Source organism: Streptomyces sp. NPDC102462, from assembly GCF_044765425.1.
Taxonomy (GTDB): Bacteria; Actinomycetota; Actinomycetes; order Streptomycetales; family Streptomycetaceae; genus Streptomyces.
The window spans coordinates 17,514-33,061 of sequence record NZ_JBIWKB010000084.1 but is presented as its reverse complement, the minus strand read 5'-3'; the positions used below and the strand labels follow the sequence as shown (position 1 = coordinate 33,061).

Sequence of the window (15,548 nt, the reverse complement as noted above, 5' to 3'; positions counted from 1 at the left end):
AGCAGGCGCCGATCGCCTACGAACAGCAGTCAGCTACCCTGACACTTGCCGCATAACGACACGAACAGGTGTCCACTCCTCGGGGACAAGGCCCGACCTCGCCGACACCATCAGCACCGTCCGTAGCATGATTCGACGGGCATGGACCACCCACCGCTGGCACGAACGCCCGATCCACCGCCCATGAGATCACGCCTATCTGGGGGCCTCTCGTCGGCGTTGACAGCGAGCCCTCGCCGGTGGGCATCTCGATGGCCAGGTCTGCAGCGTCGAGGTGCTGCTCCGCGTACGCGGCGAGTACCTGGCGCTGACCAGGCCGAAGCTGAGTGAATCTCGCCGAGCCGAAATCCGCGAGGTTATGTTCGAAGTCCGGCTTCGCTGCGTATGCCACCGTTCACTCCTCACTCGTAAGGTGAGAACTCTATGGCGCTGGGCAGTGACTCGGCCGGGCAACTACCCGTTCGTGCGGCGGTCGTTACTGGATTCAGACCGTGTCCTACGTGGTGAGGCGAAGGAGTCTCTTGTAGCAGCACAGGGCGGCGGCGAGTCCGAGAAAGGCCAGGTAGTTGCGAGGATTGCGCTCGTAGCGGGGGCTCAATCGGCGGTAGCCCGACAGCCACGACATGGTGCGCTCGATCACCCACCGGCGTCGCCCTAATCGTTCGCTGGACTCGATTCCTTTGCGTGCGATGCGTACTCCGATGCGCTTCCAGCGAAGCCATCTGCGCAGGTCGGCGCGATCGTAGGCCTTGTCCGCATGCAGGCGCTGGGGCTTGAAGTACCGGCCGCGGTGGGGGTCGTGTCTCGTTTGGTGACCGGCGATCATGGGCTTCAGCCCCTCGCTGTCGTGGGTGTTGCCGGCCGAGACGCCGACGAGGAGAGGCAGTCCGTTCGCATCCGACAGGACGTGCATCTTGGAGCCCGGCTTACCCCGGTCCACAGGGCTCGGACCTGTGTGTTCGCCCCCTTTTTGGCCCTGACGTGGGCGGTGTCGAGGACGACGCGGGTGACGTCGATGAAGCCGGCGTCGTCGAGCCGGTGCAGCACGGCTTCGTGCAGTCGACCCCAGACGCTGGCCCTCGACCAGATCAGGAACCGGCGGTGGGCGGTCGACTTCGATATGCCGAAGCAGGGTGGCAAGGATCGCCAGGCGCAGCCGCTGACCAGCACGTAGACGATCGCCGCGAACAGCGTCTCATCAGGCGTGTCCTGCGTCCCGCCGCCCTGGGGACGCACCTTCGACGGCGGGATCAGCGGCTTCGCGATCTCCCACAGCCCGTCCGGAACAATCCAACTCCACGTACCCCCCATACACAGACCAAAGACCGCCTCACCACGTAGGACACGGTCTAAGGGGATGTCTCACGTGGTGAGTTTTGCGAGCTTCTTGTAGCAGGTGAGGGCAGCTGCCAGGCCAAGGAAGGCGAGGAAGTGAGATCCCTTTCTCTCGTACCGGACGGTGAGCCGGCGGTAGCCGAACAGCCAGGCGATCGACCGCTCGATCTTCCAGCGGTGTCGGCCGAGCCGCTCACTCGATTCGATCCCGGGACGCGCGATACGGGGGACCAGTCCGCGTTCGCGCAGCCAGGTGAGGTGCTCGGCGGAGAAGTAGGCCTTGTCCCCGCGGAGTTTGACTGGCCGGCGCCGCCGCGGCCCGCGGTAGTACGCCGGCGTCGCGGTACTACTCCGGCACGGACTACGGCGGCAGCCGCCTCGGATGCACCCGAAACCAGCACGGTGGCAATCTCGCAGGAATCTACAAGGTCCGATCCCACAAGTGGATCACCAGCAGCTGCGCTGACGCCAAAGCCCTTCCCGGGGACAGCAGTTACCCCCCGTTGTGTTTTCCGCGGTCCTGCGAGAGAGCCGACGAGATCACCGCCGAACTGACCGTGCTAGTTCGGCTTCGACCAGGACCTGGCCGCCGAGGCCACCCGCACCTCCAACCGGATACGCGGCCTGCTCACCCAGTTCCACCCCAGCGGGGTGGATCTCCCGGTGCCGGGGTGCGGTGGCCTGTTTCGGGGTCGATTCCGGGGGTGGCCGCGTTCGCGAGGCCGACCACCACGTCTCGTTCGGCCTCGTCGACGACGGCTGCTGAGGCTCCCCGCAGCCGACCGGCGCACCCCGGCGCAGAGTCCCGCCACACGCCCGTCGGCCGCGGGGCGGTGGCGCTGGTAGCGCGTGGCCTACGCGGTGCCGGACCGCAGGTCGGGGCCGGAGTTCGGGGAACCGACGGTGGCGTTCCCCGGCGGGGTGCCCGTGCCGAGGGTGAGCCCGGGGCCCTGAGCCGCGCCCGCGCCGCGCGGACCCGACAGACGGCGGCCGGCCGCGCCGTACACGCGGGCCACCGGAAGCCTGACGACCAGCCGTCGTTCGGCGACCATGGCCCGGCGGAAACCCTCCCAGTCGGGGTGCTCGCCCTGGAACCCGCGGAAGACCACGACGAGTTCGTCGGCGACCGCGTCGTGCGGGTCCGTGGTGATGGGCGTCAGTTCGGCCTCGCCCTCGGCGACCATGTAGGCGTAGCCGTTGGGGCTGGTGACGAAGAAGCCGGCGCGCGGATCGCGGCGCAGATTGCGGGTCTTGGCACGGTTGTAGGTGACCATGAGCCGGATGAGGCGTGCCTGCGGGTCGTAGGCGTAACCCACGTTCGACAGCTGGGGGCGGCCGTCGCGCTTGAGTGTCACGAGCGTGCCGATCCGGTGCTGACCGAGCAGCTGGAACAGGGCGTCGTCGCCGGCCTTCGCTGATTCCTCTGCCATGCGGCGAGCGTACGGGAACGGGCGCCTGTCCAGGCCGGGACCGGGCCGGGCCCCGGAGGCCTCAACAGAGCCCTCCCAGCGGACAGTTGCGGCGGATGCCGACACTTCTGAGGCGCCTGTGTGCGGGCACGGCGGAGCGGTGCCCTCGCCGCCTACGGGGGATGGCGACGGGCGAGGACACCGCGGAACCGGGGCGCTGCGGTCAGGTCGTGGCCAGCGCCTCCGTGGGCGGCAGCCGCGCGGCCCGGACGGCCGGGTAGAAGCCCGCGAGGCCGCCGATGACGAGGGTCGCCCCGACGCCGCCGGCCATCGCCCACATGGGCACCACCGAGGGCCAGCCCTGGTAGGCGGCGTACCCAGAGGTGACGGCGATGCCGAGGAGCACTCCGCCGAGCCCGCCGAGCGCGGACAACAGCAAGGCCTCACACAGGAATTGGGTACGCACCTGGCCGCGCGTCGCACCCAGCGACCGCCGCAGGCCGATCTCGGAGCGGCGCTCCAGCACGGAGATGACCATGGTGTTGGCCACGCCGACCCCGCCGACGAGCAGCGCGACCGCGCCGAGCCCGAGGAGCAGCCCGCTGAGGGTGTCGTCGGTGGCCTGCTTGGCCTCCAGGGCGTCGGAGGGCCGCGACACGTTGGCCTCGTTCGGGTTCTCCGGGTTGGCGGTGGCGCCGAGCACGGACTGCACGTCGGTGACGGCCGATTCGGCGGTGCGGGTGTAGACCGTCGTCGGGTGGCCGTCGAAGTCCAGCTCCCGCTCCGCGACCGGCCAGCCGACCAGCGCCGCGGAGTCCAGCTCGGGGACCAGTTCGTTGGGCGCCAGCAGGCCGACCACGGTGAACCACTGCTCGCCGAGCCACACCCGGGTGTCGGCCCCCGCCCGGAAGACGCCCAACTGCTCGGCGGCCTTGGGACCGAGGACCACCGCGGGATAGCGCGCGTTGGCGGCGTTCAGCCACCGGCCGTCGACGATCTCCAGGCCGGCCGCGCGCGGCAGGTCCGTACGGGCCGCGGAGACGGTCAGTCCGCCGGTCTCCTGCTTGGGGACGCGGTCGTTGCGGTACACCTTCGCGGTGGTCCGGCCGAGCGCGGACACCGAGGTGACACCGTCGATGTTCCCGATCATCCCGATGGAGTCGTCCGGCAGATGGGCGGTGCCGCCCGCGAACGACTGGCCCGGGGTGACCGTGAGCAGATTGGTGCCCAGCGCGGCGAGCCGCCGGTCCAGGTCCTCCGTGCTCGACGTGGAGATGCCGACCACACCGACCATCGCGGCGATGCCTATCGCGATGCCGAGCGCCGACAGGAACACCCGCATCGGCCTCGACCGCAGCCCGGATCCGCCGACCCGCAGCACGTCCGCGGGGCTGAGCCGGGCGGGCTTCGGACGGGGTCGCACGGCCGAACCCGGCCGGCCCGCGCCGCAGGGCGGCAAACCCTGCGGCGAGCGCTCTGTCGTCACGCTCATCGCGTCGCCTCCTCCAGGACCGCGGACGCGGGCGCACCGGGCTGCGCGCCGCCGCGCTCCCGCGCGGTGTCGTACTCGATGCCGCCGTCCTTGATCCGTACCTCGCGCGGCAGCGAGGCGGCGATGTCCCGGTCGTGGGTGATCACGACGACCGTGGTGCCCGCCCGGTGCAGTTCGTGGAGCAGTTCGATCACCACGGCGCCGGAGCGCGAGTCGAGCGCGCCGGTCGGCTCGTCGGCCAGCAGCAGCGGCGGATCCCCGAGGACCGCGCGGGCGATGGCCACGCGCTGCTTCTCGCCGCCCGACAGCTGGTGCGGCTCGTGCCGCAGGCGGTGCCCGAGACCGACCCTGCGCAGCGCGCGCTCGGCCAGCCGGCGCCGCTCGCCGCGGGAGCGTCCGCTGTAGAGCAGCCCGTCCGCGACGGAGTCCAGCGCCGGTACGCCGGGGGCGAGATGGAACTGCTGGAACACGAACCCGATCGTCTGGGCGCGCAACGCCGACAGCTCCCGGTCGGAGAGGCGGTCCACGTCGTGCCCGTCGATACGGACGGAGCCGGTGGTGGGGCGGTCGAGGGTGCCCATGATGTTGAGCATCGTGGACTTACCGGAGCCGGACGGGCCGACGACGGCGAGCAGTTCGCCGCGCCGGATGACGAGGTCGGCGCTCTTCAGCGCGTGGACGTCCCCGTACTTCTTGGTGACTGAGGCGAGTTCGACCACCGGGACCGGTGTCGCGGTCACTTCGGCACCCCCACGACGGTGCCGTCGGCGATGCCCTTGCCGGAGATCTCGACCATGCTGTCGGCGAACATGCCGACCTCGACCGGCTTGCGGTCCACCGTGCCGTCGGGTGCGACGACGTCCACGGCGTAGCCGCCGCCGCTGCGCACCGCCAGGGCGTTGACGGGCACCACGAGCACGTTGTCGTGGGTCTCCGCCTTCAGTACGACGTCGACGGAGGCGGCCTGGTAGCGGCCGAGCCGCTGCTGCGCGGCCACCTTCAGCTCCACGGGGAGGGTGGCCTTGTCGGCGCCGCCCGATCCACCGCCCGATCCACCGCCGGAGGCGCCGGCGTCCCCGCCGGTGGTCGGGGTGCCGATGTCGGTGACCTCGGCCTGCACGGTGGTGTCGTCGGGCAGGGTGACGGTCGCCTTGGTGCCCTTGTGGACCAGGTCCTCGAACTGTGCGTCGAGGTCGACGCTCACGGCGCGTTCGGTGCCGGTCCAGGTCAGGACGGTGCCGCCGAGCGGCACCCCGGGCACCACCCGCACCTCGGCGACACGCCGGGCGCCGTCGGCGATCACGGCGTCGCCGGGCCGTACGGTGCCGGTCTCCGCGCGGTCCAGATCCTTCTGCCACTCGCGTACGGCGTCGGCGGTGCCCGAGGTGTACTCGTCGTCGACGGTGAACCCGGTGTAGCCCAGTGCGGCGAGGTTCTTCTCCAGCTGGCGCACGTCCGCGCCCTCGGTGCCCTGCGCCAGCTGCCGGTACAAGGGCAGCGAGCCGTACAGGAGCGGGACCTGCTGTTCCGCCACCCGGTAGACGGCGTCGCCCCGCTTGATGACATCGCCGTCGGCGGGCACCCAGGTGACGATGCCGCCGCCGCCCTGCGGACCGGACGGCGCCTGTACGGCCGACACGTCGCCGTGGCCCAGCGTGCCCTGCACGGTCTCGGTGCGGGTGAGCGTGGTGCGCCGCACCTCGGTGGTGTTCGGCGGGGCGTCGGGAGCGGCGGAGTCGGTGCCGCCCCCGTCGCCACCGAGGACGCCGGCGCTGGCCGCTCCCGCCCCGGCGACCACGGCGATCGCGACGGTGACGAGCGCGGCGGTACGCAGCGGGCGGTGCCGGCGGGGGCTCGGCCGGGCGGGGACGTCGTCACCGGCGGGCGGCTCGGCGGCGGCCGCGGTCAACGGGGCGGCCGGGTCCGTCTCGGGGCGGTCCACCTCGCGTGCGGGTGTGCCGACCCGGGCCGGGAGGTCCGCGGTGTCCGGCGGTGACACCGTGCCGGGCCCCCGCAGTTCCAGCGCGCGCGAGGGGTCCGGGCCGCCGCCTGCGCCGTCGGGGCCGCCGGGCGGTCCGGGGGCGTCGCCCGGCGGGCGGCGCTCCCCGGTGTCCGCGTCCTGTTCCCGCTCTCGGGTCTCGTCGGGTGCGGTCACTGGCCACCGCCCGTGCCGGTGAGGCCGCCGCCGGGCCACTTGTCCTGGCAGGCCATCCGGGCGTTCTGGAACTCCTGGCTGCCGGGGTTGATGCCGCTGCCCGCGAAGTCGAGGGCCATGTTGCCGCCGTTGATCTCCGGGTCGGGGAGTTTCGGCAGGCCGTTCTCCCGCATGCACTTCGCCCAGGCGGCGACCTTGGCGGAGTCGAGCGGCTGGCCGGCGCCCGCGCCGCCCCCGCCGAGCTGGCCCTGGGGCATCTTGTCGCGGCACGCCTGCAAAGCGCCCTGGAATTCGGCGGAGTTGGGGTCGATGCCGCTGTCCGGACTGAGCTGGAGCCCGCCGGCCTCCGGGTCGGGGAAGGCGGGTACGCCGTTCTCCCGCATGCACCGCGAGAACGCCAGCCCCTGGTCCTCGGGGCTGGTCGGGGAGGCTTCCACGCCGCCGGACGACTTCGCCTCGTTGGACGAGGACCCTTCGGAACAGCCGGTGAGGAGCGCCCCGGTGAGCAGCGCCGAGACCGCGAGCACGGTGGAGGCGGTTCGTTTGTGTGTGGTGAACATGGGGCCAAGTTCTACGCGGGCGACGGTCACAGCACGGGCACAACCAACCGCCCGGATACAGGCTCCACACCCACCGCCCACGACGCGCCCGGGCAGGGACCGGGGACAGTCCGCGAGGCGCTCGCACAGGGAGCGGGGACACTCCGTGCACCGCGTCGACGAGGTGACCGGGGGGCCGCCACAGCCGTCGCCGGTCCCCTGCCACGGGCGCCGCCGGTTCTGCTACGGCCCTCCCCGGCCCCGCAGCTACGGTTCCCGGTCAGCCCGTCCCCCGTCACGGCGGTCACCCGGACCGCCACGGAGGCAGGCCTGCTCCCCGCCGCCGCCACGCTCGACACCCGCCGCACTCGGCGCCCGCTGCCGTCAACGGTCACCGTCGTCGACGTCGGCAGCAGGCGTGGCCCGTCCACGGTCGGCCCGGCGGGGGTGTGGTCAGTGGTCGCTGTTCTCCGGTCGGTCCTCCGGTAGTTCGCCCACGCCGGCGATTCCCCGTTCCAGGAGGTCGACGAGGGTGTGGCGGCTCTTGCCGCGGGTCTCGGGGCCCGGGCCGCCGTCCGGCTGGGCCAGGTCGTACAGGGCGGCCAGCACCCCGGCCAGCTCCTCCTGGAGGCGGGTGAGCACCGCCGCGACGGCCGCCGCGTTGGACTCCACGATGTCGCCCCACAGCCGTGAGTCGCCACGGGCGATCCGGGTGACGTCCCGCACCCCCTGGCCGGCCAGCCGGGCAGCCGGCGCCGGGCCGTCCCGCAGCCGGGCCGCCATCAGGCTGGCCAGCAGGTGCGGCGCGTGGGAGATCAGCGCGACCGCGTCGTCGTGTGCCCGGGCCCGCATCACCCGCGGGACCCCGCCGCACAGCGTGATGAGGTCGAGGGCGCGGTCGAAGGCGGGCTTGGCGGTGAACCGGGTCGGGGTGAGCACCCAGGGGCGGCCCTGGAACAGCTCCGCGCGGGCCGCGAGGGGGCCCGAGCGTTCGCGGCCGGCCATGGGGTGGCCGCCGATGTAGGAGGACGGATCGGGCGCGGTGGCGAGGATCTCCCGTTCGGGGCGCGCCTTCACGCTCGCCACGTCGGTGTAGCTCCGGGCGAGGCCGCGCGCCTGCTCGCGCGCGAGGACCGGGGCGATCTGGCTGGGCGGCACCGCGAGTACCGCCAGGTCGACGGGGCGGGGCGGAGGTTCGGGGCGTCCCGCGCCGAGGGCCGCGGCGGCGCGGACGGCGGACTCGTCCCGGTCAAAGAGGTAGACGGTGACCCGGTGCCGGCGCGCCGCGAGCGCCACGGACGTGCCGATGAGGCCGGTGCCGACGACCGCGAGGGTGCGGACGGTCACCGTGCACCACTCGGGATGTGCTCCCCCGTGCCTTCGTGTTCGGCCCGCCCCTCCTCGACCAGCGCGGCCAGCCGGTCCAGTCCCTCCTCGATCCGGTCGGGCGTCAATGTGCTGATGGACAGGCGCAGTTGCCGGTGTCCGGCGGTGGAGCCGTAGAAGTGGTGCATGGGCGTGAACAGCACGCCGTGCCGCCGTGCCGCGTGCGCCAGCAGGTCGTCGTCGACGGTGAACGGGACGGTGAGCACGATGAAGAAGCCGCCCGTCGGGACGTTCCAGGAGACGTCCGGGTACCCGCCGAGCCGCCGGTCGAGGCCGTCGAGCACCTGTCGCAGGTTGCGGTGGTACACCTCGGTCTCGCGGCGGTTGGCGTCGGCCAGGCCGCAGCCGTGGGCGAGCAGTTTGCCGCCCACGATCGCCTGGGCGATGGGCGCCGTGTTCACCGTGAGCATGCTCTTGATCTTCGACAGTTCGTCGGCGAGCAGCGAGCCGCCGCCCGGTCCGGTCACCCGCTGTCCGGCCACGACGTAGCCCACCCGCGCGCCCGGCATGCCGGTCTTGGCGAACGACCCGAGGTAGACGACGCGTTCGTGCCGGTCGAGCGCCTTCAGGGTGGCCGGCCGTTCGGCGGCGCTGTTCAGCAGCCCGTAGGCGTTGTCCTCCAGGAGCAACAGATCCTCGCACGCGGCGAGTTCGAGCAGCCGGTGCCGGTCCGCGAGCGACATGCTCACGCCCATCGGGTTGGCGAAGTCGGGGGTGACGTAGCAGGCGCGGACCCGGCGGCCCGCGGCCCGCGCCGTACGCAGCCCGGTCACAAGGTCGGCCAGGTCGATGCCGTCCGCGTCGGTGCGCACGGGCAGCACGGGCAGATCGGCGAGGAGCGCGGCCCCGGTCAGGCCGACGTAGGTCGGGCTCGGCGCGAGCAGCGCGTCGCGGTCGTCGGCCCGCAGCGCGCGCAGCACCAGGAACATCGCTTCCTGGCAGCCGACCGTGACGACGACGGACGCCGGGTCGGCCTCGATCCCCTCGTCCGCGGCGAGGGCGCGTGCCACGAGGTCGGCGATGATCCCCTTGGTGTCGCCGTACTGGAACAGCGTCCGGGCGACCTGCGCCTCGCTCATCCCCCGTTCCGTGCGCAGGTGGTGACAGAAGATCCGCAGGTACTCGTGGAGCAGCTTCACGTCGTAGAAGCCCTCGTAGGGGCGGCCTGCGGCGAACGAGATCGCGTCGGGATACCTGCCCGCGACCTCGTTGAGCAGGGTCATGGACGTCATCGACACATCGCCGAGCGAGGCGTGCAGGGTGGCCGCGGACAACTCGGCCCGGATGATCTCGGATTCCAGGATTTCCATCACCTGAGTCCTTCATCGGGAATGGGCGGCAATACGGTCGAGGCACAGTCTTCCCTGGCCGCGCCGTCATTTTTGACAGGTGCGGTAATCCGCCGGTCTCCGTACGATCGGGGCCGCATCAGAAGTATTCGACCTCGCCGACCGACAGTAAAGACGCGCCGTTGAAGAGGAACTGCGCAATCCGTGCGGCGCATTTGGTGCGACGGTCCGAGGCAGCCGAATCCAGCCGCATCCGAATCATTACCGGGCCGGAGGACTCTCATGACGGTTCCACCTGTACAGCCCACGGCCGGCGAACCCGCCGGGCCGACCGATCTCGCCGTCGACTACGTCGAGTTGTACGTCGACGACCTCGACCGGGCGGTGTCCGCGTGGGTCGACGGCTATGCCTTCACGGTCGTCGGCACCGCTTCCTTCGCCGAGCACCGGGGCATCGCCCTGCGCCAGGGGCGGACGACTCTGGTGCTCACCGCGGCGGCCTCGGGGCGGCATCCCGCGGCCGCGTACGTCGCCACGCACGGCGACGGTGTCGCCGACATCGCCCTGAGCACCGCCGATGTGTCCGCGGCCTTCGCCGCGGCGGTGGCGGGCGGCGCGGAACCGGTGCGCCCGCCCACCCGGCACGAGGGTCCCGGAGCGCGCACGACGGCCGTCGTCTCCGGATTCGGCGACGTGGTGCACACCCTGGTGGAGCGGGCCCCGGGCGAGGGGCCTGGCCTGCCGGCCGGGTTCGTGCCGGTGCCGGGCGTGCGGGACACGGCCGGCGGCGACGTCGGGCTGCTGGACGTGGACCACTTCGCGGTGTGTCTCGACGCGGGCGACCTCGACGCGACGGTCCGGTTCTACCGGCGCACCCTCGGCTTCCGGGAGATCTTCCAGGAGCGGATCACCGTCGGCGCCCAGGCGATGGAGTCCAAGGTCGTGCAGAGCGCCGGGTCCGAGGCGGTCACGCTGACGCTGATCGAGCCCGATCCGAAGGCGCAGCCGGGGCAGATCGACGACTTCCTGAAGAGCCATCACGGCCCGGGCGTCCAGCACCTGGCGTTCTCCGCCGACGACGCCGTCCGCTCCGTGCGGGCGCTGTCGGCGCGGGGCGTCGCGTTCCTGCGCACCCCGGGGACGTACTACGACCTGCTGAGCGAGCGGATCGACCTCAAGTCGCACACGCTGGAGGACCTGCGGGCGACGAACCTGCTGGTCGACGAGGATCACGGCGGCCAGCTGTTCCAGATCTTCACCTCCTCCACGCACCCGCGCGGCACCCTCTTCCACGAGGTCATCGAGCGCCGGGGGGCGCAGACCTTCGGCAGTTCCAACATCAAGGCGCTGTACGAGGCCGTGGAGCTGGAGCGGGTGGGGCGGCGTGCCGACCGCTGACCGGGGCAGCCGGGGCGGGGCGGGCGATCCGGGGCCGTCCGGCGCCCCGGATCTGCCGCCCGCGCTTGAGGAGTTGCACGACCTGGACGACGTGGAGCGGGCGGCGGCGGCCGTACTGCCCCGTGACGTGTGGGACTTCGTCGCGGGCGGCGCGGGCCGCGAGGCGACCCTCGCGGCGAACCGCGCGGCCTTCGACCGGGTCTTCGTGACGCCTCGGGTGCTGCGGGACGTCTCCGGGTGCGCGACGGACACCACGCTGCTCGGGCGGCCGGCCCGGATGCCGCTCGCCGTCGCGCCGGTCGCCTATCACCGGCTGGCGCATCCCGAGGGCGAGTCGGCGACGGGCCGGGCCGCGCGGGAGGCGGGCGTGCCGTTCACGGTGGCGACGCTGAGCAGTGTGCCCGTGGAGGAGGTCGCGGCGGCCGGGGGCCGGGTGTGGTTCCAGCTGTACTGGCTGCGCGAGTGCGGGCGCTCCGCGGATCTGGCCCGCCGGGCCGAGGACGCGGGCTGTGAGGCGCTGGTGCTCACCGTGGACGTGCCGTGGATGGGGCGCCGGCTGCGCGACGTACGCAACGGGTTCGCGCTGCCCGGGCAGGTGCGGGCAGCGCATCTGGGCTCCGGCGCGCGTTCGGCGGCCCACCGGTCGCAGGCGGCCGGCTCGGCGCTGGCCGCGCACACGGCGGAGGCGTTCTCCCCTGCGCTGACCTGGTCGTGTGTGGAGGAGGTGCGGTCGGCGACCCGGCTGCCGATCGTCCTGAAGGGGATCCTCGCGCCGGAGGACGCGGTGCGCGCGGCCGGCCTCGGGGTGAGCGCGGTGGTGGTGTCCAACCACGGGGGGCGCCAGCTCGACGGCGCGCTGCCCGCCGTCGAGGCGCTGCCCGCGGTGGCCGAGGCGGTCGGGGAATCCTGCGAGGTGCTGATGGACGGCGGGGTGCGCAGCGGCACGGACATCCTCAAGGCGCTGGCCCTGGGCGCCTCGGCGGTGCTGGTGGGCCGGCCGCCGGTGTGGGGGCTCGCCGCGGGCGGGCAGGCCGGCGTGCGGCGGGTGCTCGACCTGCTGGCCGAGGAGTTCCGGGACGCGCTGGGGCTAGCGGGCTGTGCGTCGGCGGCCGGTGCGCGGGAGCTGCGGACGGCGCGGCTGCCGTGAGTCGGTGCGTCAGCCGCGGGGAGTCAGGACGTCGCCCGTGGAGAGGCGGGCGGGCGTCCGCGGGGCGTCAGTACATCATCCGCGGGTCGGTGTAGTGCTTGAACTCCAGGAGGTTGCCGGTCGGATCCACCAGGACCAGGGTGCGGTGCTCCTCGACGGTTCCCTCGAACCGGGACCGCACCTCCTGGAAGACCGGCACCTTCCGCACCTCGACCAGGCGCAGCAGTGCCTCGAAGTCGGCGCGCGAGTGGAACGTCACTCCGAAATGCCGTGGATAGAGCTGCGGTCGGGCCGCGACCGGCTCGTCCGGCGAGTAATGGCAGACGAGTTGGTCGCCGAAGAAGTCGAAGGTGACGCGGTCGGTGTAGCGGCGGGCGATCGGACAGCCGAGCAGCTGATTGTAGAAACCTGCGGCGCGGTCCAGATCACGGGCCGGAATCGCGAGGTGGAAGGCGTCTGCGGAATTCCTCACGGGCGTACTCCTGATGCGTCGACGGCCAGCAGTGTGTCGGCGCGCAGACCGAGCCGGAGCGTTTCCACGGCGATGACGTCCGTGAGGGCGATGTTGCCGAGGTTGACATTGCTGCCGACGCGTTTCACGAAATACGTCTGGAGTTGTTTCGTGGGCGCCTCGAAGATGAGCAGGTCGGTGGGCAGGCCGGCGGCGAGGATGTCCTCGATCAGGCCGAACCGCGGTTCCCCGTCGGCCCGGCAGATCCCGCTGGTACCGCTCTCGCGGGCCTCCAGGATGACCGAGCCCGCCCCCGCGTCGAGATCGCGCCGGATGCCGGCGATCCACTGGCTGGGGGCGAAACGCTCCGAGCGGTGCGGGTCCTTGAAGCCGACCTCCGAGACGACCTCGAAGTCGGCGGCGAGCCGGGTGATGTGCCGGGCCTTGTCCTCGGGCGCGAGGTCGATGGTGCCGTCGGAGACCTCGACGACGTCGCAGCCGTGTTCCAGACACAGGCCCCGGTAGCCCTCGAACCGGCCGCACAGGACGTACTTCTCGAAGAGGGTGCCGCCGAACATGTAGGGGATGCCGTGCTGACGCAGCACCTCTGTCTTGTGTTTGATGCCCGTGGTGACGAGCGCCGTCCCCCAGCCGAACTTGACCACGTCGATGAAGTCGCCCGCGCTGTCCACGACGTCCTCGAACCAGCGGAGCGGCGCCCCGCCGTCGATGACCATGGTGCGTCCGCGGGCACGGGGCTTGGGCGCGCGCACCGGCAGGTCCAGCGGGGCCGACGCGGACGGCGGTGTGCAGGACTGTGGCATGACCTGCCAACTCCCTTGTCTCTTCGGAGTTCTGATGGACTGACGCACCTGACATGCCTGAGGTGCCTGACGTGCCTGAGGTGCCTGAGGTGCCGGTTTCGGGACCGTCCGTTCGGAGCGGTTTCAGCCGGTCCGGCGGGGTGACTCCGCCGCGAGCCGGCCCTTGTGCACCTTGCCGAGGGCGGTGCGCGGCAGGGCCTCCACCACGTGGATCTCCTGCGGAAGCTTGTAGGGGGCGAGGCGGGCGGCGAGGAAGGCTGCGAGGGCGGCCCGGTCCGGCCGGTCCGCGACGATCCAGGCGGCGACCCGCTGCCCGAGCCGGGCGTCGGGCACACCGATCACCGCGGCCTCCGCGACGGCCGGGTGGGCGAGGAGCGCGTCCTCCACCTCGCCGGCGCCGACCCGGTAGCCGCCGCTCTTGATCAGGTCGGTGTCCTTGCGGCCGAGCAGCCGCAGCGAGCCGTCCGGCAGCCACTCGCCGAGGTCGCCGGTGCCGAACCAGCCGTCCTCGTCGACCGCGGGGCCGCTCCCCAGATACCCGGAGAACAGCCCGCTGCCGCGCACCTGGACCTCGCCGGCGCCCTGCGCGTCCGGGTCGGCGAGCCGCACCCGCATGCCCGGCACCGGGTGTCCCACCGAGCCGGCCGGCAGCCCGGCCCGCAGGTCCGCGGCGCGCGGGGAGGCGATGACGAGGGTCTCGGTCATGGCGTACCGGTTGAGGATCCGGTGCCCGGACAGCCGTCGCACCCGCTCGGCGACCGCCCGCGGGAGCCGGTCCGCGCCGGACACCAGCAGCCGGGCGGCGGCCAGCCGGCCGAGGTCGGCCGCGCCCATGGACCCCCACAGGGCGGGCACGCCGAAGTACACGGAGGCGCCGGGTACGGGGACGAGATAGCGGCCGGTGTGCACGAGCGGTGAGCCGATGCGCAGCGGGCCGAGGACGCCGAAGACGAGACCGTGCACATGGGACAGCGGCAGCGCGTGGGCGAGTACGTCGTCGGGGGTCCACTGCCAGAGCGCGACGAGGGCGTCGAGGCTCGCGGCGATCGCGCGGCGCGGAATGACGACGCCCTTGGGCGGTCCGGTGGATCCGGAGGTGTACAGGATCAGCGCGGGCGCGGCGTCGGCGGCCGGTTCGGGCGGCGGCGCGGCCCGGTCGGTGAGGGCGGGCTCGTCCAGCACGAGGTCGACCTCGGCGTCGCGCAGGATGTGCGCGCGTTCCGGTGCTCCGGCCGCCGGGTGCACCGGGACCGCGGTGGCCCCGGCCGTGAGGACGCCCGCGACGGCGACGACGGTGGCGACGCTCGGGTGTGCCACGACCGCCACCCTGCGGGCGCCGGCCAGGGACCGGGCGAGCGCGCCGACGGCCCCGGTGAGGTCGTCTCCTTCGAGGCGCTGCCCGGCCACCTCGATGCGGGCCCGGCCCTCCTGGAGCGCCGGCAGCAGGCCGGGGGTGCGATCCGCCCGCATGGCCGGGGCCTACTCGGCGGGTCCGGTGACGAGCGCCGCGACGGCCGCGACGAACTCACCGAGGGTCGGGTTCTCCCAGATGTCGCGGACCCCGCCCAGCTCGATCCGGTAGGTGTCCTCGACCGTGGTCATCACGTGCAGGGCGGCCAGCGAATGGCCGCCGAGCGCGAAGAAGTGGTCCTCGTCGGACACTTCGGCCACCTGTAGTGCCTCGCACCACAGGGGCGCCACGACGTCGCGTACCGCCGCCCGGGTGGACTCGGCCGCCGTACCCGCGGCACTCTTCTCCATCATTCCTCCTCCAGGTCCTGGCCCGGCCGGCCGGGCTCGTGCAGGGTGATCGCGCCGGACGGGCAGCGCTCGGCGGCGGCCCGCACCGCGGGCACCACGCCGGCCCGGGGCAGCGGTTCGACCAGCAGGACCCTGCCGTCCCGGTCCGACTGGTCGAACACTGCGGGGACATGGGCCAGGCACATGCCGGAGCCCACGCACCGGCCGCGGTCGACCTCGACACGCGGCCCCTTTGTCCGGTCCCGCGCCCCCTTCGGATCGCCCGTCCCGCTCGTCGCGGTCGTCGCGCCCGGCGCTCGCGTCCGTGCCGTCTCGCTCATCGCTCCGTCCTCTCCTTGTCCTCGTGCCGGACGGCCTGCCGC

At 72.8% G+C, this 15,548-nt stretch carries 15 protein-coding genes and 3 pseudogenes; 4 read left to right on the top strand and 14 right to left on the bottom strand.

What is annotated here, in order from left to right; all coding sequences use genetic code 11:
• Positions 1-94: 94 nt before the first annotated feature.
• A pseudogene (locus tag ACIRFL_RS40030) lies at positions 95-187 on the top strand (IS5/IS1182 family transposase); the annotation flags it as partial.
• Between the two features lie 309 nt (positions 188-496).
• On the opposite strand, the gene ACIRFL_RS40025 reads toward ACIRFL_RS40030, so the two are convergent.
• Positions 497-1,311 (bottom strand): IS5 family transposase gene (locus ACIRFL_RS40025; protein WP_404039458.1). Its coding sequence is split into 2 segments (ribosomal slippage): positions 497-972 and positions 972-1,311, totalling 816 coding nucleotides; the frame shifts between segments, so codons are not numbered across the junction.
• Between the two features lie 51 nt (positions 1,312-1,362).
• On the bottom strand, positions 1,363-1,719 hold the full coding sequence (locus ACIRFL_RS40020) for a transposase (protein WP_404039464.1): 357 nt from the start codon (positions 1,717-1,719) through the stop codon (positions 1,363-1,365).
• A gap of 149 nt (positions 1,720-1,868) precedes the next feature.
• Here ACIRFL_RS40020 and ACIRFL_RS40015 point away from each other — a divergent pair.
• Positions 1,869-1,983 (top strand): annotated as a pseudogene (locus ACIRFL_RS40015) (transposase); the annotation flags it as partial.
• Between the two features lie 341 nt (positions 1,984-2,324).
• Here ACIRFL_RS40015 and ACIRFL_RS40010 read toward each other — a convergent pair.
• The 7 genes and pseudogenes from ACIRFL_RS40010 to ACIRFL_RS39980 form a co-directional block, all read right to left on the bottom strand.
• Positions 2,325-2,765: pseudogene (locus ACIRFL_RS40010) on the bottom strand (PPOX class F420-dependent oxidoreductase); the annotation flags it as partial.
• Between the two features lie 202 nt (positions 2,766-2,967).
• Positions 2,968-4,236 (bottom strand): ABC transporter permease, encoded by a 1,269-nt coding sequence (locus ACIRFL_RS40005; RefSeq protein ID WP_404039455.1) that lies wholly within the window; start codon positions 4,234-4,236, stop codon positions 2,968-2,970.
• The gene (locus tag ACIRFL_RS40000; protein ID WP_404039452.1) at positions 4,233-4,976 is read right to left on the bottom strand and encodes an ABC transporter ATP-binding protein; all 744 of its coding nucleotides are present in this window, start codon (positions 4,974-4,976) and stop codon (positions 4,233-4,235) included. Before ACIRFL_RS40000 ends, ACIRFL_RS40005 begins: the two co-directional genes overlap by 4 nt.
• Positions 4,973-6,391 carry a peptidoglycan-binding protein gene (locus ACIRFL_RS39995; RefSeq protein ID WP_404039449.1) on the bottom strand — a complete coding sequence of 473 codons (1,419 nt, stop codon included), beginning with the start codon at positions 6,389-6,391 and terminating at the stop codon, positions 4,973-4,975. The genes ACIRFL_RS40000 and ACIRFL_RS39995 overlap by 4 nt, the downstream gene beginning before the upstream one ends.
• The gene (locus ACIRFL_RS39990) at positions 6,388-6,951 is read right to left on the bottom strand and encodes a hypothetical protein (protein WP_404039446.1); all 564 of its coding nucleotides are present in this window, start codon (positions 6,949-6,951) and stop codon (positions 6,388-6,390) included. Before ACIRFL_RS39990 ends, ACIRFL_RS39995 begins: the two co-directional genes overlap by 4 nt.
• 432 nt (positions 6,952-7,383) lie before the next feature.
• Positions 7,384-8,277, bottom strand: coding sequence for a prephenate dehydrogenase (locus ACIRFL_RS39985; protein ID WP_404039443.1), 894 nt, complete (start codon positions 8,275-8,277; stop codon positions 7,384-7,386).
• Entirely contained in the window at positions 8,274-9,626 is a 1,353-nt protein-coding gene (locus ACIRFL_RS39980; RefSeq protein WP_404039441.1) for a PLP-dependent aminotransferase family protein, read from the bottom strand. The genes ACIRFL_RS39985 and ACIRFL_RS39980 overlap by 4 nt, the downstream gene beginning before the upstream one ends.
• A gap of 261 nt (positions 9,627-9,887) precedes the next feature.
• Between ACIRFL_RS39980 and hppD the strand changes: the two genes are divergently transcribed.
• Both hppD and ACIRFL_RS39970 read left to right on the top strand, forming a co-directional pair.
• Positions 9,888-11,003 (top strand): 4-hydroxyphenylpyruvate dioxygenase, encoded by a 1,116-nt coding sequence (hppD, locus tag ACIRFL_RS39975; RefSeq protein ID WP_404039438.1) that lies wholly within the window; start codon positions 9,888-9,890, stop codon positions 11,001-11,003.
• 52 nt (positions 11,004-11,055) lie between these two features.
• Positions 11,056-12,150, top strand: a complete 1,095-nt coding sequence (locus ACIRFL_RS39970; RefSeq protein ID WP_404039461.1) for an alpha-hydroxy acid oxidase — start codon at positions 11,056-11,058, stop codon at positions 12,148-12,150.
• A 67-nt stretch (positions 12,151-12,217) separates the two neighbouring features.
• Here the strand turns inward: ACIRFL_RS39970 and ACIRFL_RS39965 are convergent, their stop codons facing one another.
• The 5 genes from ACIRFL_RS39965 to ACIRFL_RS39945 all read right to left on the bottom strand — a co-directional run bounded on the left by ACIRFL_RS39965 (position 12,218) and on the right by ACIRFL_RS39945 (position 15,506).
• Entirely contained in the window at positions 12,218-12,622 is a 405-nt protein-coding gene (locus tag ACIRFL_RS39965) for a VOC family protein (protein ID WP_404039435.1), read from the bottom strand.
• Complete coding sequence (locus tag ACIRFL_RS39960) at positions 12,619-13,425, bottom strand: phosphosulfolactate synthase (RefSeq protein WP_404039432.1); 807 nt, start codon at positions 13,423-13,425, stop codon at positions 12,619-12,621. The genes ACIRFL_RS39965 and ACIRFL_RS39960 overlap by 4 nt, the downstream gene beginning before the upstream one ends.
• A 123-nt stretch (positions 13,426-13,548) precedes the next feature.
• A complete protein-coding gene (locus ACIRFL_RS39955; RefSeq protein WP_404039429.1) occupies positions 13,549-14,895 on the bottom strand; it encodes an AMP-binding protein in 1,347 nt (448 codons plus the stop codon).
• A 9-nt stretch (positions 14,896-14,904) separates the two neighbouring features.
• Positions 14,905-15,189 carry a phosphopantetheine-binding protein gene (locus tag ACIRFL_RS39950; protein ID WP_404039426.1) on the bottom strand — a complete coding sequence of 95 codons (285 nt, stop codon included), beginning with the start codon at positions 15,187-15,189 and terminating at the stop codon, positions 14,905-14,907.
• On the bottom strand, positions 15,186-15,506 hold the full coding sequence (locus ACIRFL_RS39945; protein ID WP_404039423.1) for a ferredoxin: 321 nt from the start codon (positions 15,504-15,506) through the stop codon (positions 15,186-15,188). The genes ACIRFL_RS39950 and ACIRFL_RS39945 overlap by 4 nt, the downstream gene beginning before the upstream one ends.
• Positions 15,507-15,548 lie beyond the last annotated feature (42 nt).